General features: G+C 61.3%; 21 protein-coding genes and 1 tRNA gene. 13 read left to right on the forward strand and 9 right to left on the reverse strand.

The window, feature by feature from the left end:
• The first annotated feature begins 258 nt into the window (after positions 1–258).
• The 6 genes from NW808_RS00650 (at position 259) to NW808_RS00675 (ending at position 5,558) form a co-directional block, all read left to right on the forward strand.
• Positions 259–1,014: an ankyrin repeat domain-containing protein gene (locus NW808_RS00650; protein ID WP_414419943.1), complete on the forward strand. Its 756-nt coding sequence runs from the start codon at positions 259–261 to the stop codon at positions 1,012–1,014.
• Positions 1,015–1,348: 334 nt separating this feature from the next.
• Positions 1,349–1,699, forward strand: a complete 351-nt coding sequence (locus NW808_RS00655; protein ID WP_414419944.1) for a hypothetical protein — start codon at positions 1,349–1,351, stop codon at positions 1,697–1,699.
• Between the two features lie 483 nt (positions 1,700–2,182).
• A complete protein-coding gene (locus tag NW808_RS00660; protein WP_414419945.1) occupies positions 2,183–3,001 on the forward strand; it encodes a hypothetical protein in 819 nt (272 codons plus the stop codon).
• Between the two features lie 256 nt (positions 3,002–3,257).
• Positions 3,258–3,944 (forward strand): thermonuclease family protein, encoded by a 687-nt coding sequence (locus NW808_RS00665; protein WP_414419946.1) that lies wholly within the window; start codon positions 3,258–3,260, stop codon positions 3,942–3,944.
• A 426-nt stretch (positions 3,945–4,370) separates the two neighbouring features.
• Entirely contained in the window at positions 4,371–4,583 is a 213-nt protein-coding gene (locus NW808_RS00670) for a hypothetical protein (RefSeq protein WP_414419947.1), read from the forward strand.
• A gap of 552 nt (positions 4,584–5,135) precedes the next feature.
• Complete coding sequence (locus tag NW808_RS00675) at positions 5,136–5,558, forward strand: hypothetical protein (protein ID WP_414419948.1); 423 nt, start codon at positions 5,136–5,138, stop codon at positions 5,556–5,558.
• Here NW808_RS00675 and mazG read toward each other — a convergent pair.
• Together mazG and NW808_RS00685 are read right to left on the reverse strand one after the other, a co-directional pair.
• Positions 5,520–6,635 (reverse strand): nucleoside triphosphate pyrophosphohydrolase, encoded by a 1,116-nt coding sequence (gene mazG / locus NW808_RS00680; RefSeq protein ID WP_414419949.1) that lies wholly within the window; start codon positions 6,633–6,635, stop codon positions 5,520–5,522. The genes NW808_RS00675 and mazG overlap by 39 nt on opposite strands.
• On the reverse strand, positions 6,604–6,831 hold the full coding sequence (locus NW808_RS00685) for a DUF2949 domain-containing protein (protein ID WP_414396373.1): 228 nt from the start codon (positions 6,829–6,831) through the stop codon (positions 6,604–6,606). Before NW808_RS00685 ends, mazG begins: the two co-directional genes overlap by 32 nt.
• A gap of 354 nt (positions 6,832–7,185) precedes the next feature.
• On the opposite strand from NW808_RS00685, the gene NW808_RS00690 reads away from it, so the two are divergent.
• The 3 genes from NW808_RS00690 to NW808_RS00700 all read left to right on the forward strand — a co-directional run bounded on the left by NW808_RS00690 (position 7,186) and on the right by NW808_RS00700 (position 10,499).
• Positions 7,186–7,419, forward strand: a complete 234-nt coding sequence (locus NW808_RS00690) for a DUF3148 domain-containing protein (protein WP_414396374.1) — start codon at positions 7,186–7,188, stop codon at positions 7,417–7,419.
• 138 nt (positions 7,420–7,557) lie between these two features.
• Positions 7,558–9,141 (forward strand): phosphoglycerate dehydrogenase, encoded by a 1,584-nt coding sequence (gene serA / locus NW808_RS00695; protein WP_414406090.1) that lies wholly within the window; start codon positions 7,558–7,560, stop codon positions 9,139–9,141.
• A gap of 68 nt (positions 9,142–9,209) precedes the next feature.
• Entirely contained in the window at positions 9,210–10,499 is a 1,290-nt protein-coding gene (locus NW808_RS00700; protein ID WP_414419950.1) for a bifunctional folylpolyglutamate synthase/dihydrofolate synthase, read from the forward strand.
• A gap of 45 nt (positions 10,500–10,544) precedes the next feature.
• Here the strand turns inward: NW808_RS00700 and NW808_RS00705 are convergent.
• The 4 genes from NW808_RS00705 to NW808_RS00720 all read right to left on the reverse strand — a co-directional run bounded on the left by NW808_RS00705 (position 10,545) and on the right by NW808_RS00720 (position 13,618).
• A tRNA-Pro gene (locus tag NW808_RS00705) sits at positions 10,545–10,618 on the reverse strand.
• A gap of 76 nt (positions 10,619–10,694) precedes the next feature.
• Positions 10,695–10,997 carry a Mo-dependent nitrogenase C-terminal domain-containing protein gene (locus tag NW808_RS00710; RefSeq protein WP_414419951.1) on the reverse strand — a complete coding sequence of 101 codons (303 nt, stop codon included), beginning with the start codon at positions 10,995–10,997 and terminating at the stop codon, positions 10,695–10,697.
• A 323-nt stretch (positions 10,998–11,320) separates the two neighbouring features.
• Entirely contained in the window at positions 11,321–12,433 is a 1,113-nt protein-coding gene (locus NW808_RS00715) for an LptF/LptG family permease (protein WP_414410952.1), read from the reverse strand.
• A 6-nt stretch (positions 12,434–12,439) separates the two neighbouring features.
• A complete protein-coding gene (locus NW808_RS00720) occupies positions 12,440–13,618 on the reverse strand; it encodes a pentapeptide repeat-containing protein (RefSeq protein ID WP_414419952.1) in 1,179 nt (392 codons plus the stop codon).
• A gap of 145 nt (positions 13,619–13,763) precedes the next feature.
• On the opposite strand from NW808_RS00720, the gene NW808_RS00725 reads away from it, so the two are divergent.
• The 3 genes from NW808_RS00725 (at position 13,764) to NW808_RS00735 (ending at position 18,151) form a co-directional block, all read left to right on the forward strand.
• Positions 13,764–15,545 (forward strand): DUF1565 domain-containing protein, encoded by a 1,782-nt coding sequence (locus NW808_RS00725; RefSeq protein ID WP_414419953.1) that lies wholly within the window; start codon positions 13,764–13,766, stop codon positions 15,543–15,545.
• Positions 15,546–15,605: 60 nt separating this feature from the next.
• Complete coding sequence (locus NW808_RS00730; RefSeq protein ID WP_414419954.1) at positions 15,606–17,621, forward strand: ArsA family ATPase; 2,016 nt, start codon at positions 15,606–15,608, stop codon at positions 17,619–17,621.
• A gap of 71 nt (positions 17,622–17,692) precedes the next feature.
• The gene (locus NW808_RS00735) at positions 17,693–18,151 is read left to right on the forward strand and encodes an MAPEG family protein (protein WP_414419955.1); all 459 of its coding nucleotides are present in this window, start codon (positions 17,693–17,695) and stop codon (positions 18,149–18,151) included.
• On the opposite strand, the gene NW808_RS00740 is transcribed toward NW808_RS00735, so the two are convergent.
• From NW808_RS00740 to NW808_RS00750, 3 genes are read right to left on the reverse strand one after another with little or no spacing between them, the layout of a single operon-like run.
• The gene (locus tag NW808_RS00740; protein WP_414419956.1) at positions 18,148–19,176 is read right to left on the reverse strand and encodes a DUF3326 domain-containing protein; all 1,029 of its coding nucleotides are present in this window, start codon (positions 19,174–19,176) and stop codon (positions 18,148–18,150) included. The genes NW808_RS00735 and NW808_RS00740 overlap by 4 nt on opposite strands.
• 17 nt (positions 19,177–19,193) lie before the next feature.
• Positions 19,194–20,660 (reverse strand): protoporphyrinogen oxidase, encoded by a 1,467-nt coding sequence (gene hemG, locus NW808_RS00745; protein ID WP_414419957.1) that lies wholly within the window; start codon positions 20,658–20,660, stop codon positions 19,194–19,196.
• Positions 20,661–20,682: 22 nt separating this feature from the next.
• On the reverse strand, positions 20,683–21,978 hold the full coding sequence (locus NW808_RS00750; protein ID WP_414419972.1) for a homoserine dehydrogenase: 1,296 nt from the start codon (positions 21,976–21,978) through the stop codon (positions 20,683–20,685).
• A 218-nt stretch (positions 21,979–22,196) separates the two neighbouring features.
• On the opposite strand from NW808_RS00750, the gene NW808_RS00755 reads away from it, so the two are divergent.
• Positions 22,197–23,081, forward strand: coding sequence for a 6-carboxytetrahydropterin synthase (locus NW808_RS00755; RefSeq protein ID WP_414419958.1), 885 nt, complete (start codon positions 22,197–22,199; stop codon positions 23,079–23,081).
• Positions 23,082–23,377 lie beyond the last annotated feature (296 nt).

Genomic DNA, 23,377 nt, shown 5'->3' on the forward strand with positions numbered 1-23,377 from the left:
ACGTAGAGATCCACCAGTAGCAGGATAAGTGGGAAAATTTGCAGAAGCCGGGTTAAGGCTCGAGCTTGGCCTGTGCCCCTACCGATCCCGCTGTTTAACCCGGATCCGCCTGGCTTGAATCTCAAATCTTCTCATGACTGCGGCTAGACGCTGAGCGTTCCTGCAGCTACCAGTGTTAGACTTTGCCTGGGTTATCAGCCCCCAACCGATTTGGCTTAGCTTTCCTATTCGAACAACTTTCAGCGAGAACCCTTCTATATGAGTGAAGCCCTGCACCGCGCCCTTGCTGACGGCGATTCTCAACGACTACTGGACTATCTGCAGCAAGGGGAAGATGTGAACGCCCCTGATTGGCAGGGATTGACCCCCCTCCACAAAGCTGTCCTCAGCGGCAATTTGGAGCTGGTAGATTTGCTCTTGGCCCATGGCGCTTCTGTCCACGCTCTGGATCCTACAGGGGCAACTCCACTCCATTTGGCTGCCGCCAGCGGCCAGGTGGAAGCGGTGGAGCGGCTTCTGAAAGCAGGCAGCGATATCAACTTGCCAGACCGCCATGGGTACACTCCTCTGCATCGGGCTGTCTTGGCAGATCGAGCAGAAGTCATCAGCCTGCTGATCCAACAAGGAGCAGACGTCTGTAGGGTTCTTCACTGGGCTGTGGCCACGGGTCGGAAAAGTGCTCTGGCCCGCCTACTTTCTAAAGGAGCCCCTGTGGATGCAGTCGACGAAGCAGGGCGAACCCCTTTACACGAGGCAGCGGCCCAAGGACATCTAGGTATTGCTTGCTTTTTGATCCTGTACGGGGCTAACGTCAATGCCCGCAGCCGCTTTGGAGCAACGCCCCTGCACTGGGCTGCCTGGGGAGGACATGTCCCGATGCTGGAGCTTTTGCTGGAGCATGGGGCCGAATTAAACCCTCGCAATCAGGATGGACACACTCCCTTAGCCTATGCGCAAAAACGCCAGCACAGGCTAGCTGTTCAGTGGCTACAAGAACGAGGCGCAACTCTCTGAACTTCTCACCTCTCCCACCCCCCAATCCCCTCAAAAAACCCTGCCCCTGTTAACAGCCTAGAACCTCAACCAGGAGGAAAGGGATCCCTTGGCTGGTTCCGCCGGTGCGGGATCCCCTGCTTCGCCCAAGACAAGAGAGGAAGACGAACACCCAACTGGGTGACAGCATAGCACTATTGAGATTAAATTGCAATATCTTACCCAGCTAGCTGGGGGTCTCTTTGATAAAGACTTGCATCAGCACGGGAGGTTCTGGTAGAGTTCCTGCCTAGAGGGTAGTTGGCAAAGATTTGCAGCTAGATCTCCGCCGGAGAAGAGGCTTAGAGTGGCAGGTATGGAAGGGCAGCAAGTTCAGGCAGACATATGGTGTCGGCCGTTGGGACAACTGGCGCCTCAGTGGTGGCTGGGATGGAGTCCTGAGCAGGGCTTTCGGCTCTACCGCAAAGAGTTTCTGCCTTCTCCTTGTGCTTTGCGGATTAGCTACCGAGAGCAAGACGGCTGGCTGGATGTGTATCTGGGGGAAGCCGAGCAGCATCCCCAGCGGCGGTGCAGCCTCTTAGAGGCAACAGCGCGGGTGGCTTTGCACTACTTGCCAGAGGATTTGCCCCAGGTTCGCCTTCTTCAGTGCCCGCATGAGCGCATTCCTCTGCGGCTTTGGCAGCGGCTAACGCAGCAGCATAGCTGAGAACAGTTCAGAATTTGGGTAGCTCCGCGGGCTCTCCTCTAGTCCTTGATTCACTAGACAATCAGCCACTTTGTGGCATGACCAACCTCCTGCCTTGACGGAGATGGGCTGAGCTAGTAGGCTTGCGAGTACATCTTTTCTGGTAGGCACTTTGCCTAGGCTAAAGTTGGCTCCGTCTTTAGCCGGTGTGCCTTATGGGGGCTCGTAGCACCTACCTGCAGCAAGGCCTACGGCCCGCTATCGCGATCGCGGGGAAGTGACGCCTGTGGAGATCCCTCTGGCGGGGTGGCAGGGGTAAGCTCTGCCACTAGCTACGGGTCGTGGAAGCAGGAAGAAAGCGTCAACCTGGAGCAAAAGTCCGCTTTTGTCCAGCGCTGTATAAGTCTTTCAGAGCGGTCAGCCAAAGTTACCCAGAAGCCGGTCTCCTCCTTTGGGGAGCGGGGAGTGTCATGATGGACTGGAGCCACCCAAGAACCTGCCCGTATGACCACCGCTGCTTTACCTCGTCGTCGCTCTCACTTGTCCCTGGCCGGCACTTTGGCTGCCGTTGGGGGGGCACTGCTGTGTGGGATCCTGGTAGTGCAGCTCCAGTTGCCCATGTTGGAGCGGATCAACCTGGAGGCCATAGAAAATGCCGAGGTCCGCAAAAACCGCAACATTGCCCTGGCCAATACCTTGGGCTGGCTGGGCTACCGCAATCTGGGAGCTTCCTGGCTGTGGTTAGAGCTGATCCAGTACTACGGCGACGCCCGCGCCCGCGCCCAGACCGGCTACGGCCTTGCCTACGAGTACTTTGACCACATGCTGCGGCTGGATCCCTCTTTCTTCCAGGGCTACCGACTGTCTAGCTTGGTGTTGGCCTATTGGGCCGGTCAGCCGGAAAAAGCTATCGAGATTTTGGATCGCGGCCTACAGCAGTTCACCCCCCAGAACAATCCCGATGCCTGGCGGCTCTACGTGGATCGCGCCCTGATCAATTTCATGTTTCTGGGGGATGCGGAAGCAGGTCGCAATGACTACTACCAAGCCGCGGCCTGGCGGGAGCAGGTGGGCTTGCCCGGCGACGACTTTCGCCAGTTGGGGGACAACATTGCCCGCAGCCCTCTCAGCCGCCGTTCTCGCTTCGATGTCTGGCTGAGCGTGTTTAACGCCACCAGCGACCGGGACACCCGCTTGTTTGCCCTAAAGCAACTGGCCCAACTGGGCAGGGTTTTGCGGACGCTGCCCACAGGTGAAGTGGAAATTCTCCCGCCTCCCTTGCCTGATGGGATCGAGGGAGAGCCCTATCGCCTCCGCCTGTAATTCAACTGCCAGCGCAAAGATTGTGCTCCAGGAGCAGGCTCTGCTGGGCTGAACTCTAGCCCGAATTCTGCTGTTTGCTTGAGGTGGTTGGCCAAAAGCCGTGTCTTTTGGCTAGGAAAGTTAGCTTTCCTTGTGCGAAAGGTGGCAGCCACCGTCCCAGGGAGCAGCAGCTACCCTTGTAGAAGCCTCTAGGGACGCTCTAGGGCTTGGGTTTGTTCCCAGAGTTTTTCTTGACTTCACCTTAGGAGTGACCCCTATGAGCTCAAAAACTTCCCTCCCGATGACGGCGGCTGTCCTTGCCAGCAGTTGGGTTATCCTGCCTGCAGCAGCCCAATCTTTCGAGACAGTGCGAGTGCGGTCGGTGGTCGATGGGGACACCTTCTGGGCAGACCTAAACGACAGGCCAACCCGTTTTCGCCTTGCCTATGTAGATGCGCCGGAGCTGACGCAGGGACAGTGGGGACGGCTCTCGCAGGAGGCTTTGCAAAAGCTGCTGCCACCGGGATCCCTGGTGCAGGTCGACACTCTTTACATCACCCCAGAGGGGCTGCACATTGTCGAGGTGTACAACGCCGATGGCCTGGTGAATTTGGAGATGCTGCGCCAAGGACAGGCGGTGGTCTACGAGCGCTTTTTGCACGAGGCCAGCCGGGAGCGCTACCTAGAAGCTCAAGGGATCGCGCAGGCGGCACACCGTGGTTTTTGGCAACAACCCAAGCCGGTGATGCCGTGGGAGTTTCGAGAAACAGCGCTGCAGACTGTAGCTTTTGCAGGGCCTTACGCTTTGGAGGGGTCTTTCCTGCGGGAAAACCCAGCCGCAGCAGCAGGTGTGGGTATTGCCACGGCGGTGGTGATGGTGGGGCTAGGCAAACTGCTGTGGAAAAAGTCCAGCCAGCAGGGGGTAGGCATCCGGCAGCTGGAGCGGGATCTAAAACACCTGTAGCGCAGCCTGACCACAACCCTGGCCAGCCGTAAGCAACTGGAACGGAAGTACACTCAACTCCTGCAAAAGGCCGAGGATTGGTTGGTCAGAGCCCAAAGGGTTCTCCTCTAGTCCTTGATTCACCGGACCTAACCAACCTTCTGCCTTGACGTAGATGGGCTGAGCTAGTAGGCTAGCAGGTACATCTTCTTGGGTAGGCGTTTTGCCTAGGCTAAAAGTTGGCTCCGTCTTTAGCCGGTGTGCCTTATGGGGGCAAGGAGCAACTACCTGCAGCAAGGCCTACGGCCCGCTATCGCGATCGCGGGGAAGTGACGCCTGTGGAGATCCCTCTGGCGGGGTAGTGGAGGTGAACTCTACTACTAGCTACGGGTCGTGGAAGCAGGAAGAAAGCCTCAACCCCGAGTGAAAGTCTGCTTTTACCCTGGGTTGTATAAGTCTTTCAGAGCGGCTATCCAGCATAACCAGGACGAGCTGGCACGCCAGGCTTTGGTGCAGCGAGACCAACATCTCAGGGCGGTAGAGATCGTTCGCCGCTCCCTAGAGGAGGTGGAAGCCCAGGCAGTTGCCCTTCGCGAGGGCATTTCCCACCTAGAAAGCCAGATTGCAATGGCCAAGCTGGAACAGGAGAGGAACACCTAAGCTTCTCCGTAAGTAGGGGTGCCCCAGTGGGAGCCCCCGGAGGAAGGGGTCTCAAGGCAGTTTCTGCAGCATGGCCGGCCCTGGCGCAGGGTTGCAGCAGGAGGTTGACCTGCAGATCACCCCGTGTCCAGCCGACTACCTTCGGTTTTGCCTCCTGTCTGGGCAGCGCTGCGCTTCAGCCCCCTAGGTTTCGCGAGGGGTTCTCACGCTTGAAGAAAGAACCTCACCCCCCGCAGAGGGTAGAGGGCTTGGATCTGCGCATTGGCGAAACGGTTGTTAGGGATCCCCGTAGCCAGAGACTCAAGTTGCAGCCTAGTAGGGGGAGGCAGGGGTTGCCTAGATTGGGATCAAGGCGGCTGGGGCTCGAGGCAGGGGCAGGGTTATAGACTGGGAAAGGATTCGGTGAGAGAAAGCTGCTGCTGTGGGCTCTTGTTCTAGCTTTAGCGCAGCGTGGAGTACAACGTGGGAGCAATGGCCTTCTTAGCTTGCTGTTCCTCTTTCCCTCGGCGTTGGGGGAGAGCGCTACAAAGCTGGGGGAGCTGGACAGGACTGTTGCTCCTGGCTCTGCAACTGGGGCAGTCTGCTGGGGCTCAAGAGACCCAAGTCTGGATTGGCACTGGCCAGATCCTGAGCGGCCAAGGACAGGGAGCAACGGTGCAACTGGTTCTGGAAACAGGAGGCGGACGGATTTGGAGCCAGTCGGGGCCAGCTTTGGATGCGCCCTTTTCTGGCGAACAGATTTCGGTTACCAGCAGCGATGGCACCTGGCAAATCCAACCCCAAGGGGATCAGTTGGTGGTGACCTTTTACCGCGGTGAGCAGATCATCCGCTGGCAACTACGCCCTGTGGGCAAGGTGCCAACTTCTTCTTCCCCTCTGCCACCTGCCTCTTGGAGGGGCGAGACTCCCCAGCCCCTGGCTTTGCCTAAGCGAGAGCTAGTTCTTCCTGTCCTCAATCTGCTGCGCCATCCCTAAAGGATGGAGGTGTTCTTGCTTTGCTTGCTGCCAAAGCGCCTCTAGCTCTTGAGGGCTGCGGCCTTTGAGAGGGAAGTCTTGTTCTGCCTGTTGCCGCGCCAGCTCTTCCAGGCGCAAAAAGCGGCGAGCAAGGCGCAGGTTAGTCTGGGTCAGAGCCTGGGCAGCATCCAGCCCATACCAGCAGCCCAAGGCGACCAGGGCAAACAGCAGATCCCCCAGCTCAGCTTCCTGTCGCGCCCGGTCGGGGGGATCTCGTTCCAGCTCTTGGCGCAGTTCGGCCTCCTCCTCGCGGATCTTGGCCCAGATCCTTTCTCCTGTTGGCCACTCCAACCCGGAGCTCACCACCTTTTGGGAGATTTTCAAGGCGGCCAGCAGGGGGGGCAAAGTTTCAGCGTAGTGCAGCAGTTTTTGACCCAGAGTTTGCTGCGGCTGCTCTTGCTGCTTGATGTCTTCCCAAAAGCGGTGCAACTCGGACAGGTCAGAACTCTCTGGCTGGGGGCTATCCCCAAACACATGGGGGTGGCGACGGATGAGCTTGTCGGCAATCCGCGCTGCCACGGTTTCCAGGTTGAAGTGGTTGCGCTCAGCAAAAATCTGGGATTGCAACACCACCTGCAACAACAAGTCCCCCAGCTCTTCGGCAATAGCCGCCGGATCCCCGGATCGAATGGCCGCCACTGTCTCGTAGGCTTCTTCAAGGATGTAGGGAGTGAGGGATTCGGGCGTTTGGGCACGATCCCAAGGACAACCCCTGGGGGAACGTAGCTGGGCCACGATTGCTGCAAGGCGGCTGAGGTGCTGGGCAGACTCGGCGCGCTCCAGGTAGAGATGGGCAAAAGCACCCGTTTTTTCAGGCTCCCAGCTTTGCAGCGTCAGGGGGCCAGCCACCACTTGCAAGTCTGCTGTCAGCAGCGTCAAAGATTGAGCAGGGGCACAGACCTGCCGTAAACAACGATCCAGCTCTGCCAGTTCCTTGCTCCCGCAATTTTTCAGTAGCAGGGATCCCTGCCCCGCCGCCGACCAGTGGGCCAGCTCCTGTTGCCAGTTAGGCTGTAGGCTGTCCAGCGTTTGCAGCATGGTCGTAGGTGCGGCCCAGATCTAGAAGACGCCTGAGCTGCTCGAGGTCAATGAAACTCAGCTCCAAAAGGATCATCAGCAGCGGTCCTTGCTGGCGGCGCTGCAGTTTCTTGGCCAAGCTCAGTTGCGAGCGGTCGATGATGCCCGCTTGCAAGAGGTATTCTTCCAAAGCCGGAGGAGGAATGGGATCTACCATGGTTGTTTCCAATCCTGAAAAGAACCGCTGAAAAAACTGAGAAAGTAGCCGGCTGACGTAACTATTCTTAACACTCCTACAGGGTTTGCGCAAAGAGGCAGCAAGCACGCCAAGGGTGAGCAAGGGGAATGAGGTCGAGTGGTTGCCACCCAGAGCACGGGAAATCAAGGCCCTGAGGTCAGAGTATAATAGCAAGCCTGCTGGCGATTGACAGCGGCTTAGGAAGCCGAAGCACTTTCCTTAAGCTAACTGGGAGCTGCTGTTTTTAGCGCCGCGCTTCTGGCGGCAGGGAGCTAGCGCAAGCTCCGCTAAGCTGAAAGCAGGTGTCGCGTCACCCCTTGGGGGATTCTTGCTATGGCTGAACCTCAAGATTTGCTGCCGGTGGGGGCAAGGGTTGAGGTAGTGGAGATGCCTCCTTATCTAAAGACGGCCGATCCAATCCCAATGTTGCGCCCGGCCCATCTGATTCGGCTGCACGAGCAAGGGGTGATTCGGCAGCGGCGGATGTTGGGCACTTATTGTGTGCAGTTTGCCAATGGCCTCTTTTTGATCGACGGCAAATATCTTGCCCCCGTGGGATCCCGCTGAGATGAAGCTACAGGCCTTGAGAGGGCCGGCAGACTTTCGCGGTAGATTAAAGGTGCTTGCTGGAGTCGGGTCAACATTCAGCGCCGCGGCGGGAGTCAGGCTGGCTTGCGGCATTGGCAATTTAGGCTAGCGTTGCGTATGCCCAGAGTTATCGTCACCGATCCCATTGACCAGGCGGGAATTGACATCCTCTCCCAGGTAGCTCAGGTGGATGTGCGCACCAACCTCACCCTCGAGGAGCTGATCGCAGTTATCCCCAACTACGATGCCATTATGGTGCGCTCCGGCACGCGGGTTACCCGTGAGGTCATTGAGGCCGGGAAGAACTTGAAAATCATTGGCCGGGCAGGGGTAGGTGTGGACAACATCGACGTGGCTGCTGCCACCAAAGCAGGGATCCTGGTGGTCAACTCCCCTGAGGGCAATACCATTGCTGCCGCCGAGCACACTATTGCTCTGATGATGGCCCTCTCGCGCCACATTGCCGATGCCAATGCCTCCCTGAAAGCAGGCCAGTGGAAGCGAGAGGAGTTTGTGGGGGTAGAGGTTTACAAAAAGACCCTGGGTATCGTTGGCCTGGGCCGGATTGGCTCCCATGTAGCCCAGATTGCCAAAGCGATGGGGATGCGGCTTTTGGCCTACGATCCCTACATTTCCGTAGAGCGGGCGGAGCAACTGGGGGTGCGCCTGGTGGATTTCACAACCCTGGTGCAGGAATCGGACTACATCACCCTGCATGTTCCCAAGACCCCCGAGACCACTAACCTGTTTAACGCTGAAACCTTTCGCCTAATGAAGCCGACCGCCCGCCTGATTAACTGTGCCCGTGGCGGCCTAGTAGACGAGCAGGCCCTTTACGAAGCCCTCAAATCCGGCCAGATTGCCGGGGCGGCCCTGGACGTCTTTGCCGAAGAGCCCCTCAGCAAAGATTCACCTCTTCTTTCCTTGGGCAAGGAGCTCCTGCTGACACCGCACCTGGGGGCTTCTACCGAGGAGGCGCAGGTCAATGTAGCCATCGATGTAGCCGAGCAGATCCGCGATGTGTTGCTGGGGCTGCCCGCTCGCTCGGCTGTGAACATTCCCGGCCTGCAGGCAGAGGTGCTGCAAAGCCTCAAGCCCTACCTCGAGTTGGCCGAAACGCTGGGCAATCTGGTGGGTCAGTTGGCGGGGGATCGGGTTAGCCAGTTGGAGATCCGCCTGCAGGGATCCCTGGCAGAGAAAGACAGCCGGCCAATTGTCATCGCCGCCCTCAAGGGGCTTTTGACGCTGGCCTTGCGGGAGCGGGTCAACTACGTCAACGCTTCCATTGAGGCCAAGGAGCGGGGCATCCGCGTAGTGGAAACTCGGGATCCCTCGGTGAAGGACTACTCCGGCTCCCTGACTTTGATTGCCCACGGCCCCAACGGGGTGCGTTCTGTCTCGGGGGCGCTGATTGGGGAGCGGGAGGTGCGCATTACCCAGATCGACGAGTTCCCGGTCAATGTGCCGCCTTCGGCCAACATGCTGATGACCTTGCACCGGGATATGCCAGGGATCATCGGGCGGATTGGCACCCTGCTGGGGGCCTACAACGTCAACATCGCCAGCATGCAGGTGGGGCGCAAGATCATCCGCGGCGATGCGGTGATGGTGCTCAGCCTAGATGATCCCCTGCCGGATGGAATCCTAGAAGAGGTGCTCAAGCAGCCGGGCATTCGCGACGCTTTTGTGGTGAACCTTTGACAGCTTTTGGCGCCAGTGAGGAAGTGCTGAGTTGAGGTGAAGCTTGAGCCCGAATAACCTGTCGCCCAATGGGTGGGATCTCAACCTGGGATTGGCCTGGGTTTCTGGAGTCGCTGGGCCACTTTGGCGTCGATCTCAGCCTGGATCGCATGCAGGTTCTGCTGCAGCGCCTGGGCCAGCCGCAGGCGGGGATCCCAGCCATCCACGTCGCTGGCACCAACGGCAAGGGATCCGTCTGCGCCTGGGTTAGCCACGTGCTGTGGGCGGCGGGCTACCGGGTGGGCCGCTACACCTCCCCCCATTTGGTGGATTGGCGCGAGCGGATCTGGCTCAATGGGGAGTATATTTCCGCCGCCGACTGGAGCCAAGCGTTGGCCCAAGTGCGGGACTGTCTACAAACCTACCCTCCTGGCGAGGCCTCTCCGACGCAGTTTGAGGCCCTCACTGCTACTGCCTGGCTATACTTCCGCCAGCAAAAGGTGGAGGTGGCTGTAATGGAGGTGGGCTTAGGGGGTCGGCTAGATGCCACTAATGCCGGAATCGAGCCGGTGGTGACCGCCATCACCTCCATCGGCTGGGATCACTGGCAACGCCTAGGCAATAGCCTGGAGCAAATTGCCGCCGAAAAGGCCGGCATCCTTAAGCCAGGGATCCCCGCGGTGTGCGCGCCCCAACCCCCTGAGGTGATGGCCGTGATCCAGGCCAAGGCAGAGCAGGTGGGCAGCCCCCTGCGGGTAGTAGAGCCCCTGCACTGGTCGGGTCACCAGACTGTCCGCTGGCGGGATCAGGTGCTTACCCTGCCCCTTGCCGGTGAGGTGCAACTGATCAATGGGGCGGTAGCTCTGGCCGTTGTGGAAACTCTTCAGGAACAAGGTTGGCGCATCCCAGATGTTGCTGTTGCCAAAGGATTTGCTCTCACCCGTTGGCCGGGCCGCCTACAGAGAGTGCAGATGGGATCCCGCCAGCTGCTGCTGGATGGAGCCCATAACTTGCCGGCTGCCCAAGCTCTGCGCCGCTACCTTGACCAGCACCAGCCCGGACCCCTCACCTGGTACATGGGCATCCTCACTACCAAGGATGTCAAGGGTATTCTGGCTACCCTACTGCGACCGGGGGATCGCTTCTTGGCCCTGCCCATCCTCGGCCATGCGGGAACGGATCCGCAAGAATTGGCCCACCTAGCTCGAAGCCTCCAGCCCCATCTCTGCCTTGCCCAGGCCCTGCCAGATCTTGACGCTCTGCGGGCCCAACTGCAGCAGCCTCCTGATCCCGACGAGCCACCCGGGGTGGTCTGTGGATCCCTATACCTGCTGGGCCAGGTGATGCAGGCTTGCCTGGGCTGGGATCTAGCCTGCTGAGAATCCTGCAGCTAGTCTGACCAAGCGCCTCCTTTTGCCGCCTTATCGGGATGACAGGATTTGAACCTGCGGCCCTCTGCTCCCAAAGCAGATGCGCTACCAAGCTGCGCTACATCCCGTCATTACTAAATTATGGCAGAAAATTGCCCCAGATCTCTACCTGCAAGCGCCAAACTCCTGCCCCCTCTTCTCGCCTCACAGGTAGTGGCTGATGTCGTCCCCCCGCTCCGCTAGGAAGGACAGAGCTCGCAAGCGCAGCCTTACCAACTGCTCATAAAAGGGGTTGAGCTTGCATAGTGCTGGGATGTGCATTACCCTATAGCCAAACAAGATGATGTCTCGCTCAAAGGGGCAGCGGGCGGGAATCCGCCGGCACAGAAAGTGGGCAAGGCGGGGATCCCGCACTTCTACAGCATCGATGGCTGCTCGAATAAGCTCCAGAGGGGTCTGTAGCCAGTTGCCTAGACGAGCTATAGGCTTGAGATATATGGAAGCCATGGATAGCTTGTTCCCTCCTACAGTTAGTTTGACTCTCTCGACGGAAAGCTTGCTTTTGGGAATAAGGATCTCTGCTCAACCTTGCAGAGCTACATGTTTTGCATACAAAAGTTGATTTGTAGATAAAGCTACATTCTTACCCTCTCTCCAGTTCCTCCGATATACTCCTACCTATACCCATCATAAGTAAGGTGGATCTGGAGAAACCCCCTGGGGGAGGAGGGGGATCCCTGTACCTATAGGTGCCTTCTAGCCCTAGGTTAACCCTAGGCCAAGCTTTTCCCTGGCAAAAGCCTCCTGAAAACTCCTGGAAGTCGACCTCCCTAGCGTAAGAAACGGGCCAACAGCAGCAGGCCGAGGCCGCCGAAGAGGAGGTTGAAGCTCCAGGCTGCTGCCCAGGGGGGAAGAGCTCCTGCTTCCCCAAGGCTGCGAGACACGCTCAGCACCACGTAGTAGGCAAACACCAAGAGGATCCCCAAGACGACGCCCCCGTAGCGGCCTACGCTTCGCGCGGTGGTGGAGCCTAAGGGGAGGGAAATGAGCACGGCAAAAAAGCTGGCCAAGGGCAGGGAAAAGCGCATGTGGAACTCGGTGCGCAGAGGCTGAGTATTGAGGTTGGAGCGGGCAAGGTGGGCAATGCGCTCCGCCAGCTCCGGCAGGCTCAGCTCGTTGGGGGGAACTGGCGGCTGCATCAGGGTGGCCAGATCTTGGGAGACTTCTAGCGGCTTGTAGTCGAAGGGTTCCTCAGCCAGGCTGAGGCCGTCGGGGCCGTAGCGGTGGGTTACGCCTTCCCTGAGAGTCCAGCCCAGGCCATTCCACACTGCCTGAGCTGCCAGGGTCACCTCCACCAACTGGTACTTGCCCCCCGGCAAGGGATCCACCCGCAAGATGGTGACATCCTGCATGGTGTTGAGGCGGGGATCCACCTGGCGGATAAAAAACCAGAGGTTGTCTTCGGTTTTGAAAAAGACGTCGTATTGCACCAAACTGGTGGCCTGGGTCAGAAGTGCCTGCTGGTCGATACGGCGGATTTCCCGCTTGCTAGCTGGCAAGAGCACGTTGCTCATCACAAAAGCGGCTAGGCTCAAAAGCAGCCCCACTAGAAGCAGGGGTCGAAAAATGCGCGTAAACGGAATCCCCGCCGCCCGCATGGCGGTTATTTCACTGTTGCCGCTCAGCTTGCCCAAGGTCAGTAGGGTGGCAAAAAAAGCGGCGATGGGCATGCCCAGGACCACCATCTCCGGCAAGTCCAAAATGAGAAGGCGCAGCACCCCTAGGGGCGGCACGGATCCCTCGACTAGCCGCTCGGCTAGAGTAAAGAGCCGGCCCGCCAAAAGCAGCAGGGTTCCTCCCGCCAGGCCAGCCAAAAGGGGGGCGAGCATCTGGCCAAAGAGGTAGCGCTCCAGCAGCCAAAACTTGGTGAACAAGCGGGCCATCTCTAGCTAGCTTGAACGGTTCCCTGGCAGGCCCTCACCCCTCGCCCCTTTTCCCTGCGGAGGCTCGGGATCGAGCTTAGCTCCCCAGGCGGCTAGGTAAGCTCTCTGTTCGGGGGAAAGGCGACGCACCCGGCGAAAGTCTGCCCCCGCCACGATGGCGCCGGCGTAAGCTCCCGTTTTGAAATCGGGCTTTTGCCCCGGCTGGACAGGGGAAGCTGTCTGGAGGGATCCCACAAACAGCAAAGCGCGGTAAAGATCGGCCCCACGGAGGTCAGCATTGCGCAGGTTGGCCCCGCAGAGGTTGGTGTGGCTAAGATCGCAATCCCGCAGGTCAGCTCCTTCTAGGCTGGCATCGCTGAAGTCTACCCCCCGCAACGAGGTGCCATGGAGATCGGCTCCTTCCAGCATCGTGCCCAGGTTAACCACGCGGATGCCATTCACGCGATCCCGCTGGTAGCCGCCTTTGCCGTCCAAAATGGGCCGGCCCAGGTGTTCGTCGCGGCGCAGGGGGCTGAGCAAGTTGGCGGTGGAGAGGAAGCGCAGGATCTTGGCTTTGCCAAAGCGATCCACCCCGTTCAAGATGGCTGCCGTGCGCCCAGCCGCAATGGCCCGCTCCAGGGGCCAGTCGTCCAACTGCCCGTCAGGGGAGAGAACCAGGTTGGAAATGCCCTCAAAGTAGGCGTCGATGGTCTGCTGCTGGGTGATGATGTTCTGCTGGATGGTAAGATCCCGGGAGATAACATACTGCCGCCAGGCGATGTAGGCGGCTAGAAGGGCAATCAGGATCTGGCCTGTAGCCCCGAACACCTCGCCCAGGGCCCCAATGGCCTCCCAACTCAGGGATCTCAGGGTCGAGAAGACCCCACTCCCGGCCAATCCTCCCACCCCAGCCAAGCCAAGGGCAGCCACCGCCCATCCCAGAGTGGGCCAAGTAGTCAGCCACTGCCAGAGGTCGCGCCCAATCTGCACCCAGAGCGGACGCCCCCACCAACTCGCCAGGCCCAGCCAGGCCAGCACCGCCCCCCAGCCCAAGGCTGGCTGCCTTGTCCAGTGGCCCAAGGGCAATAGGAGGGCCGGGATCCCCAACAGCAGCAGCTTGAGCAGAGGCGGCCACGGCGAGGCCGCGAAGGGCGGGGTTTCGGCTTCTGCCAAGGGCAACTCTTTGGGCAAGCCTTCGTCGGTCATGGCAGGGGGACACTCTAGGGGTAGTGTCAGGTATTCCAAGTCGGCGTTAATCCGTACCTAGAGGTGGGGGCTAAGGCAGGATCTTGCCGGTTAGGTTTGGTAGGATAACCTCGACCTTCCTTCTCTAGCGCAGCCTGGTGTGGGGATGAGCACTATGATCCCTTGCCTATCGTCTATCCACCCTCAGAAATCCAGCGAACACCAATCTATAGCAGCTTTGCCTGCCTTGCGGCGGCAGCAGGGTGCTCCAAGCCTGAGGCGGCTAGCGGTCTCTTTTCTCCTCAGCACCAGCTTACTGTTGGCCGCGAAGTTGGATCCCAGTTGGGCGCAAACTTCTCTAGACGCCAGCCTTCTGGAGAAGCAAGCCCTGCCCCAAGCGCCACCGCTGCCGGACGATCGCCCGGTCATCTTTGTGGATGCTGCCAATGGCAGCGATGCCCAAGGGGATGGATCCCGCAGCAACCCCTTTAAGACCATCACCTATGCCATCAGCCGGGCCCCAGCCGGCAGCATTATCCAGCTTCTGCCGGGGGTCTACAGCGCAGAAAGCGGCGAGGTCTTCCCCATTCGCCTCAAGGCTGGCCTCATCCTGCGCGGAGATGAGTCCACCTTGGGAGAGGGCTACCTTATCGATGGCGGCGGCACCTACATAAGCCCAACCTTGGCTCGGCAAAATGTTGCCCTGCTGGCAGAGACCGGCTCAGAAGTTCGGGGGGTTACCCTGCGCAACCAGGGGCGCCGCGGCTATGCCCTCTGGGTAGAATCGGCCTCTCCCCGCATTCTCAACAACAGCTTTGTGGGCAGCATCCACGACGGCATTTTCATTGCCGGCGCCTCCAACCCCTGGATAGAGGGCAACCGCTTCTACAAAAATGGGGCCAACGGCATCTCCGTCTTGGGCACCTCCCAGCCCACCATTGTCAACAACCTCTTCCAAGAAACTGGCTTTGGCCTCACCATCGACCAGCGCTCGGCCCCTATTGTCCGCCACAACCGCATCCTGCAAAACCGCACAGGCGTTGTTGTCGGCGGCAGCGCCCGTCCCATCCTGCGCAACAATCTCATCGCCCGCAACTTAGAAACCGGTCTCACGGCCATCACCAACGCCCAGCCAGACTTGGGCACGGCCTCGGATCCGGGCAACAACATTTTTGAGGGCAACGGCCAGTACGACATCCTCAACGCCACCCGCAGTCTGCGCCTCAGCGCCAAGGGTAACCGGCTAACGGGCAAAACCAAAGGGGAACTGGACCTGGCTGGCCAAGCCACCGTGGCTGCCTTGCCCAGCAACGCTCCTCCACCCATTGCTGCAAATGGCTTGACGCTGCCCAGCGCTCCCAAGGCCGGTCCTCCAGCTTCCAGCAGGGATCCCCAGCCGGCGGCGGCCTCTCCCACCCTGCCGGTGGTGACGGTACCCCAATCGACTGCCCCCCTTCCCCCTCCTCCAACGGTATCGGGAGGGCGGATTCTGCCCAGTGCCCCCAGCCAGTCGGCAGGCGCTCGACCCTTGGCCCAGGAGTTTGTTGCCGTTCCCTTTACCCCCGATGGCTCCACCACCCCTGCCCAGCCGGTTGAGCCTGCTCCCGCCGCTCCTGTCCACCGGGCCTCTGCAGCTCCCCTCACTGACATCACCACCCTGCTGCCGCCGCCGGCCCGCCGCCAAGCCACGGAAAATCCCACTACCCCAGCCGCACCTTCAAGCTCGGCCCCAGCTTCGCCCACTCGCTTTCGCGTCTTGGTGACCCCCAAGAGCAGCGACGACCTCAAGCGCCTGCGGCAGCTGGTCCCCGAGGCGGTGGAAACGGTGTTCAACGGCAGAACCGTGCTGCAGGCTGGCCTCTACGATAGCCGCAGCCAGGCCCAGTCGGTGTTGGATCGCCTGTTGGACGCTGGCTTTGACGCGGTGGCCGAGATGCTTTTCCGCTAGGCTCTCTGAACGGGATCCAGGCCACAATACGGGTGACCTGCCCAACCAAGAGGGATCCCTTTGCCGCCTCCTCAACTTGCCAACTCCCCTTTTGCTGGCCTCCCTGCTTCCTGTCGCTTGCTGCTGTTTAGCGGCAAGGGAGGGGTGGGCAAAACCACCCTCACCTGTGCCCTGGCCCGTCACCTGGCCCAGACACAACCAGAGCGACGTCTGCTGTTGCTGTCCACCGACCCGGCCCACTCCCTGGGGGATGTGCTGGGGATCCCGGTGGCGGACGTTCCCCAACCCCTGCCGGATTGGCCCAACTTGCAGGTGCGCGCCTTGCACGCTGAGGTGTTGCTGCAGGATTTTAAGCGGACCTACGGCCTGGCTCTGGAGCTCATTGCCGAGCGGGGTAGTTGGCTGGGCAGGGAAGATCTCCTGCCCCTGTGGGATCTAAGCTGGCCGGGGGTGGACGAGCTGATGGCCATCCTGGAGGTCAATCGCCTGCTGGCAGGCCAAGAGGTGGATACGGTGATCCTGGACACGGCCCCCACTGGCCACACCCTGCGGCTCTTGGAACTGCCCGACTTTCTCGACCAGTTGCTGGCGGTGTTTGCCACTTTCCAGGCCAAGCACTGCGAAGTTGTCCGATCCCTAACAGGCACCTATCGACCCGATGAGGCCGATGCCTTCCTGGCGCGCTTGCAGAGCGAGCTGGAGGGGGGCAAAGCCAGACTGACCGACCCGGAGAGCACTGCCGCCTGGCTGGTGCTGATCCCGGAGCTGTTGAGCGTGGCGGAGACCCGCCGCTTCTGTTGCCAGTTGCTGAACCGCCGAGTGCCCATTGGCGGCCTGTTGGTCAACCAGGTTCTCCTGGAAGGGATCTACCTGGCCCGCCAGCAGGAGCAGCGGCTCTGGCTAAAAACGCTCCAAGAGGAGTTGGCTGGCTACCCCATCTGGGTCTGTCCCTATCAACTGGAAGAGCCGATTGGGCCGGCGGCGCTGGACAAACTGGTGCAGCAGCTTCGTCCCTTGCAGGAGGTGCTGCCGCGGTTGGAAGGGATCCCTGCCCCGGGAGAACTCTCCCCTTCGCCCCAGCAGGACAGAGTCCTTGGGATGGCCTCTGGGCAGAGCCAGGCTTTGGGCCTTCCGGATTTTTTGGCCCAAGGGATCCGCCTGCTCTTGGTAGGGGGCAAGGGCGGGGTGGGCAAGACCACGGTGGCTGGGGCCCTGGCCTGGAACTTGGCCAAACGCCATCCCGACAAGCAGCTCTTGCTGGTCTCTATCGACCCGGCCCACTCCTTGGGAGATCTGTTCCAAGTGACCTTGGGACAGGAGCCGCTCCCTCTCTTGCCCAACCTGCTGGGCCAGGAGATCGAGGCGGCGGCGGTGCTGGAGCGCTTCCGGCAGGCGTACCTGGAAGAGGTGGCGGCCATGTTGGCAGGAGAGGGGATGGCAGGCGTAGAAATCCAGTACGACCCACAGGCTTGGCGGCAGCTTTTGCACATGGCTCCACCGGGCCTGGACGAGGTGATGGCCCTGCTGACGGTGCTGCAACAGGAGTCAAGCGGCCAGTTCGACCTGGTGGTGGTGGATACAGCCCCCACCGGCCATCTCCTGCGCTTTTTGCAGATGCCGCAGGCCCTGGAAGGCTGGGTAAGCCTGGCCCTCAAGCTGTGGCTAAAGTACCGCGACCTGGTGGGCCGGCCGGAATGGGCGCAGCGGCTGCGGGATCTCTTGGCCCAGGTGCGGCAGCTCCAAAAGCGGCTGCGGGATCCCCAGTTTGCTAGCTTTATCCCCGTCTTCAACCCCGAACAGGCAGTTCTGGCGGAAACTGAGCGCCTTCTGGCAGAACTGGATGCCCTGGGGATCCCTCATCCCTATGCCGTTCTCAACCGCGTGTGGCCGGAGGATTCCACCCCCTTTGGTGCAGCTCTTCGGCGCCGCCACCAGGCCATCCTGGCCCAGTTGCCCCAGCGCTTTCCCCAGCAGGCCATTGTCACCGTCCCTTTTCTGCACCCACCCAGCTTAGAGGCCATCGGGGCTTACCTGCTGGCTTCCTCTAGCCCGATGTTGCCAGAAACCTCCACCTAGCGCCTGGCAGAGCCGCTAGCCTGGAAAAGGTGCCAGTGCGGCTTTTCCCCCTCACCTTGCTGCTTTTGCCTATGGTGTTCAACCTCCCCCTGCAAGCCATTCCTCTGTTCTCCATCGCAGCGGCCATCCTGTTGGTGTACCTGCCTATGGGCGTGGTGGGCTATGCCCGCGCCCGCGTCGGCTACGATCCCCATGCGCCCCGGGCGATGTTCGACCGGCTGCCTCCCTACGGCCAGCGGGCTACCTGGGCCCACGCCAATGGCTTCGAGGCCCTGGGCACCTTTGCGCCCTCAGCTCTAGTAGCCTACATCACCGGCCCCCACCCGGATCCCTGGCTGTTTGGCCTCAGCGGCGATGAAGGGGTGGCCGTGCTCTGCGGCGTGTTTCTGCTGGCGCGGCTGCTCTACAACTTCTTCTACATTGGCGACATTCCCATCGGGCGCTCCCTCTCCTTCTTGGTCGGGTCGCTGGCCACGCTGGGCCTGCTGCTCATCAGTCTCTTGCCGTTTCTGGGCCAAAACCTGGCCTAGACCTGCAGTCTTAGGGAAGATAGTGCCACCCCAGCCCGGTGGGCCACCACCACGCCAATGGCCTCTAAGTAGGAGCTAACTGCCACATGGGGGATCCCCAGCTGGCGAGGGTGGACCTGCATCACCGTGGCGTTTTCTTCGACAGCGATAAACAGGGGCGGGCGGGGGCGGCTAGCTAGGTAAAGCAGGCCGGGGCCGCCAAAGGCAGTGGCTGGGGCAATGACGCTATCCACCTGCTCGGCCGTCAGGTCGCCCGGCTGGGGGGGATCCCCCCTTCTGATAAACTGGGGGGCGTAGCTCAGCCCCGCCAAAACCGAGGGCAGGAAGGTAAACCCCACCTCTTCAGCGGCAGCCCGGGGGTGAACCGGCTTAGGGTCAGGATCAGGGTAGAGAGCAGGAGCGTGGGCACAAGGGATCCCCAGCTCCCGCACCACCAGGTGGCTGAGGATGGCCTCGGCTCCGGCCAGGGGATCTACCCCCTGCCCCTGCTCGTACTGGCTAAAGTCAAGGTCGTCCGGGAAGCGGGCCACCACGGCAAGGGCCTCAGCTCCCAAGCGGACGAGCTCTTGGGCAGTTTCCAAAAGCGCATCCGGCTGGGCCAGGGATCCCTGGCTGGCCCCGGCAGGGGAAAAGCTGACGGAAACGCCTAAGGGTCGAGGGGTCAAGCGCCAGGGGCCAATGTCCAGCCCCAGGGTGGCCTGGGCGGCCTGCAAAACCTGCAGGTGGCGTTGGCGGAGGTCCTCTGGGATCCCGGCATCCAGGATGACGCCGACGCGGTTTTGCCGCACTGGCCTGAGGTGCCACTCCCCGGCGCAGAAGCGATCCAGGCCGTACCCTTCCACATAGAGGACGTTCTTCAGGGGCCAAAACAGGGTGGCGCCGTTAAGCACATTGGGATGGGTGACGAGGCAGTCGACAGCAGCCGCCAAAGCGCGGGCCACCGGCAGGGCATCGCCGGCAAAGCCACCCACGCGGGCGCCGATGCCCGTGGGAACCAAAAGCAGCGCCGTGTAGGGGCGACCCATGGGCCACTAGCGGAGGACTAGGCCTGGGACAAAAGCTGCTGCGCCAGGGCCTCAGCTCGCCGCACGCAATCGCCCAGAGCTACGCCATCCAGGTAGTTGGCACACACCCAGATCCCCGGCGTCTGGGAGGCCAGGTGGGCCTGCACCTGGGCTATCCGCTGCCGGTGGCCGAGGGTGTACTGGGGGATGGCGCGGGGCCATAGGCGTTCCCCGAGGTAGATGGGCTCGACGCGGCGGGTGAGCAGAACCTGGCTAAGCTCGGCGTGGGCAATTTGCGCTCGCTCCTCAGGAGACAGCGTAGGGATGGGTGGGATCCCTTGCCGGCGGGCCAAGGCAGCATCGGTGGCGCCGCCGAGGAAGCTGAGGAAGCTGTGGTAGCCCTGGGGAGCGCGCTCGGGAAAAAGGCAGGAAGCCCAGATGGTGCCCAGGGTGCGCAGGCCCTGGGAGCGAGGGATGAGGTGGCCAAAGCCCCGCAGCGGCTGGGGCAGGGCCTCTTGGGGATAGGCCAGAGCCACCACCACTACCGGCGGATAGGGGATCTCCGCCAAGAGTTGGCTGGCTGGGGGGTTGAGCCCCTGCAGCAGCGCAGCAGCCTCATAGGCGGGGAGAGCCAGCACCACCTGGCGAGCAGCCACCCAGCGGGATCCCTCTGGCGTCTCAAAGCCCACCCAATAGAGCTCTCCCTCCCGCTTAAGCTGCACCGCTCGCCAACCCAGCCGCAGGCTGTCGCCCAGCTTTTGGGCTAGGGCCTCTGGCAACTGCTGCAGCCCCTGCCTCAGATTGCCCAGTTGGCCGCGTTTGGGCGGGGGTTGGATGGCTACGGGAGAAGGCTGGGGTCGTTGGCGCAGAGCCTGCAGGGCGCCAGCAAAGAGGCTGCCGTAGCGCTCCTCTAGGCCAGCTACCCGCGGGAAAGCCGCCACAGCGCTGAGTTGATCTGGGTCGCCGGCATAGACTCCTGAGGTGAAGGGCTCCACTAGGCGCTCGGCCACTTCGGATCCCAGTTGTCGCTGGAAAAACTGCCGCACCGTTTCCTCGTGCCCTGGCGGCGGCGGGACAAACCCCAACAGGCCCTGCAGAGCCCGCAGCTTGCCGCCCACACTGAGCAGCCGTGAGCCCAGGGCTGCCGCGGGGCTAAGCGGCACCGGCAGCAGCTCCCTTTCCCAGTAGATGTAGCGGGGCAGCTTGGCATCGGCCAGCACCAGTTGGTCGGTCAGGCCCACCTCAGCAATGAGGTTGAGCAGGGCAGGGGTGGGGGTAAAGCTGTTGGGGCCTTCCTCCCAGCGGTAGCCGTCTTTGGACTGGGTGGAAATGCAGCCGCCGACGCGGGAGCTGGCCTCGGCCAAGAGCACTTGAGCGGAGCTACTTCTAGCCGATAGACCCTGCCGCAGGCGCCAGGCCAGGGTGAGACCGCTGATGCCCGCCCCAAGGACGACCACCTCGGCTCTGAGGAGTTCGGGGGTTGCAAAATCCACTGCCGCCTCCACGGTGTCTGTCCTCCTCCACTTGCTAGCGCAACACGCGAAACAGGCTGGGGATCCCAGCCACCTGGGGGAGCTGTTGGATCTCGGCCAGCGCCTGGCGGCAGTCGGCCTCGCGCACGGTGTGGGTGAGGATTACAATCTCCGCCAGCTCCTGGTGGCATTCCTTTTGGGTGATGCTCTCCAGGCTCACCCCATGGCGGCCAAAGCAGGTGCCAATGGCCCCCATCACCCCTGGCCGATCCTGGGCCAACACCCGCACATAGAACTCCGACTGCACCTCCGCCAGCGGCAGCAGCGAGGCAATAGGGGGAGAGGCAGGCAATCCCCACAGAGGATTGGGGAGATGGGCCCCTGTCTGCAGGTGGGCAAGCAGGGTGAGCAGATCCCCGACCACAGCGCTGGCCGTTGGCCCCCGGCCCGCCCCTGGCCCAGCCAGCACCACCTGCCCCAAGGGATCCCCTTGCACCCAGACGGCGTTGTCCGCCCCGTGGATGTTGGCTAGGGGGTGGGTAACGGGCAGCAGCGCGGGGTGAACGCGAATGTCCAAGGTTGTTTCCGCTCCCTGCCCCTCAGTCCTCTGGGCGATGGCCAAAAGCTTAAAGGTATAGCCCCACTCGCGGGCATAGCGGAGGTCGGTGGGGCTGATGCTGCCGATCCCTTCGCAGGGGATGGCCTGCCGCGGCACCGCGACCCCAAAAGCCAGGCTGGCCAAAATGGCAATCTTATCCGCCGCGTCCCATCCTTCCACATCGGCGCTGGGATCGGCCTCCGCATAGCCGCGAGCCTGGGCCTGGGCCAGCGCTTCGGCAAAGGAGCTGCCCTCCTGGGCCATCTGGCTAAGGATGAAATTGGTGGTGCCGTTGATGATGCCCCAGACCGCCTGAATGCGGCTGGCCCGCAGCGACTGCTGTAAAGCCTGGATGACGGGGATCCCACCCCCCACCGCTGCCTCCAGGAGCACGGCCACCCTGGCCTGGGCGGCAGCCTGAAAGATCTCCATCCCATAGCGGGCAATGACCGCCTTGTTGGCCGTGATCACCGGTTTGCCGTGGTCAATGGCTTTCAGGATAAGGCTGCGAGCCGGCTCCAGGCCGCCCATGAGCTCAATGACCACGTCAATCTCTGGATCCGAGACAATCCGCTCGAGGTCAGTGGTCAGGCGCTCAGGCGGAATCGACACCAGCCGCGGCTTGTCCAGGGAACGCACTCCCACCGCCGCAATTTCAACTGCCTGCAACAGAGGATGAGGAGGGCGCTGTAAGATCTCGACTACGCCTGTGGCGACAGTACCCAGCCCCAATAGCCCAACCCGATAGACCACAGCCGCTCCCTCGTCTGCCGCTCCCTGCGACCCGAAGACTTCCCTACCTTTACCAGGTTGACACACTCCTAGTCCCATCAGGACGAGATTTTAGCCATCTATCCCGAGGCGCTATAGGAAGGCGCGTCGAGATAGGCCCAGGGATCCCTCGCCGCGGGGACAGTGCCGGTTTGGAGTTTATGCTGAAGGGGGGCTCCTTATACAGATTCATAGCCTTCATGTCCAGAACCTGTACCATCTACCGCCGCGCCCAATTTGCTGCCAGCCACCGCTACTGGCTGCCGGAGCTCTCGGAAGCCGAGAACCTGGCCCGCTTCGGCCCCCATGCCCGCTTTCCCGGCCACGGCCACAACTACGTGCTGGAGGTGGGCCTGACGGGGGAGGTAGACGAGTACGGCATGGTGCTCAACCTCTCGCAGGTGAAGCGGGTGATTCAGGAGCGGGTAATTCGGGAGCTGAACTTGGCCTACCTCAACGAAGCTTGGCCAGAGTTTGCCCAGACCCTGCCCACCACCGAGTTCATTGCCTACGCCATCTGGCAGCGCCTGGCCGATGCTCTGCCGCTAGCCAGTGTGCGCCTCTACGAGGATCCCCACCTTTGGGCCGAATACCGAGGAGAAGCCATGGAAGCTTACCTGACCGTTGCCACCCACTTTAGCGCCGCCCATCGCTTGGCCTTGGATCACCTAAGTTTGGAGGAGAACACTGCCATCTATGGCCTCTGCGCCCGCCCCCATGGCCACGGCCACAACTATGGCCTGGAGATCACCGTCAAGGGATCCATCGACCCGCGCACGGGGATGATCGTAGACTTGGCGGCTCTGCAGCGGGTGATCGAGGAGCAAGTGGTCAAACCCCTGGATCACACCTTCTTAAACAAAGACATTCCCTACTTTGCCCAGGTGGTGCCCACTGCGGAAAACATCGCCCTCTACATCCAGCGGCTGCTGACTCTGCCCCTGCGGGAGCTAGGGGTGCGCCTGCACCGCGTCCGCCTGCAGGAAAGCCCCAACAACAGCAGCGAGGTCTACGGGGAGTTTCCCTTGGAGGAAGCGGAGCAGGGGCTCTCTATTCACGGGACAAGCCGCCACCCTGTAGCATAGCGAGGATTAGCTGCGCTAGTAGACCTGCAAGTGCATCTTTTCTGGTAAGCACTCTGCCTAGGCTAAAGTTGGCTCCGTCCTCAGCCTGTGTGCTCGAGCAAGAGCAAGAAGCAACTACCGTCAGCTCGACGGGAAGTCACGCCTGGGGAGATCCCTCTGGCGGGGTGGTAGGTGTTGTTCGCGTATGCGGGACGGAGTCCTTACCTACTACTAGCTACGGGTCGTGGGAGCAGGAAGAAAGCAGAAACACGGCAAAACTGCCCTGCTGCAAACGGGAATGTTTGCTAGCGTTTCGT

Origin of the sequence: Synechococcus sp. W70.1, from assembly GCF_047461515.1 — a bacterium.
GTDB lineage: Bacteria > Cyanobacteriota > Cyanobacteriia > Thermostichales > Thermostichaceae > Thermostichus.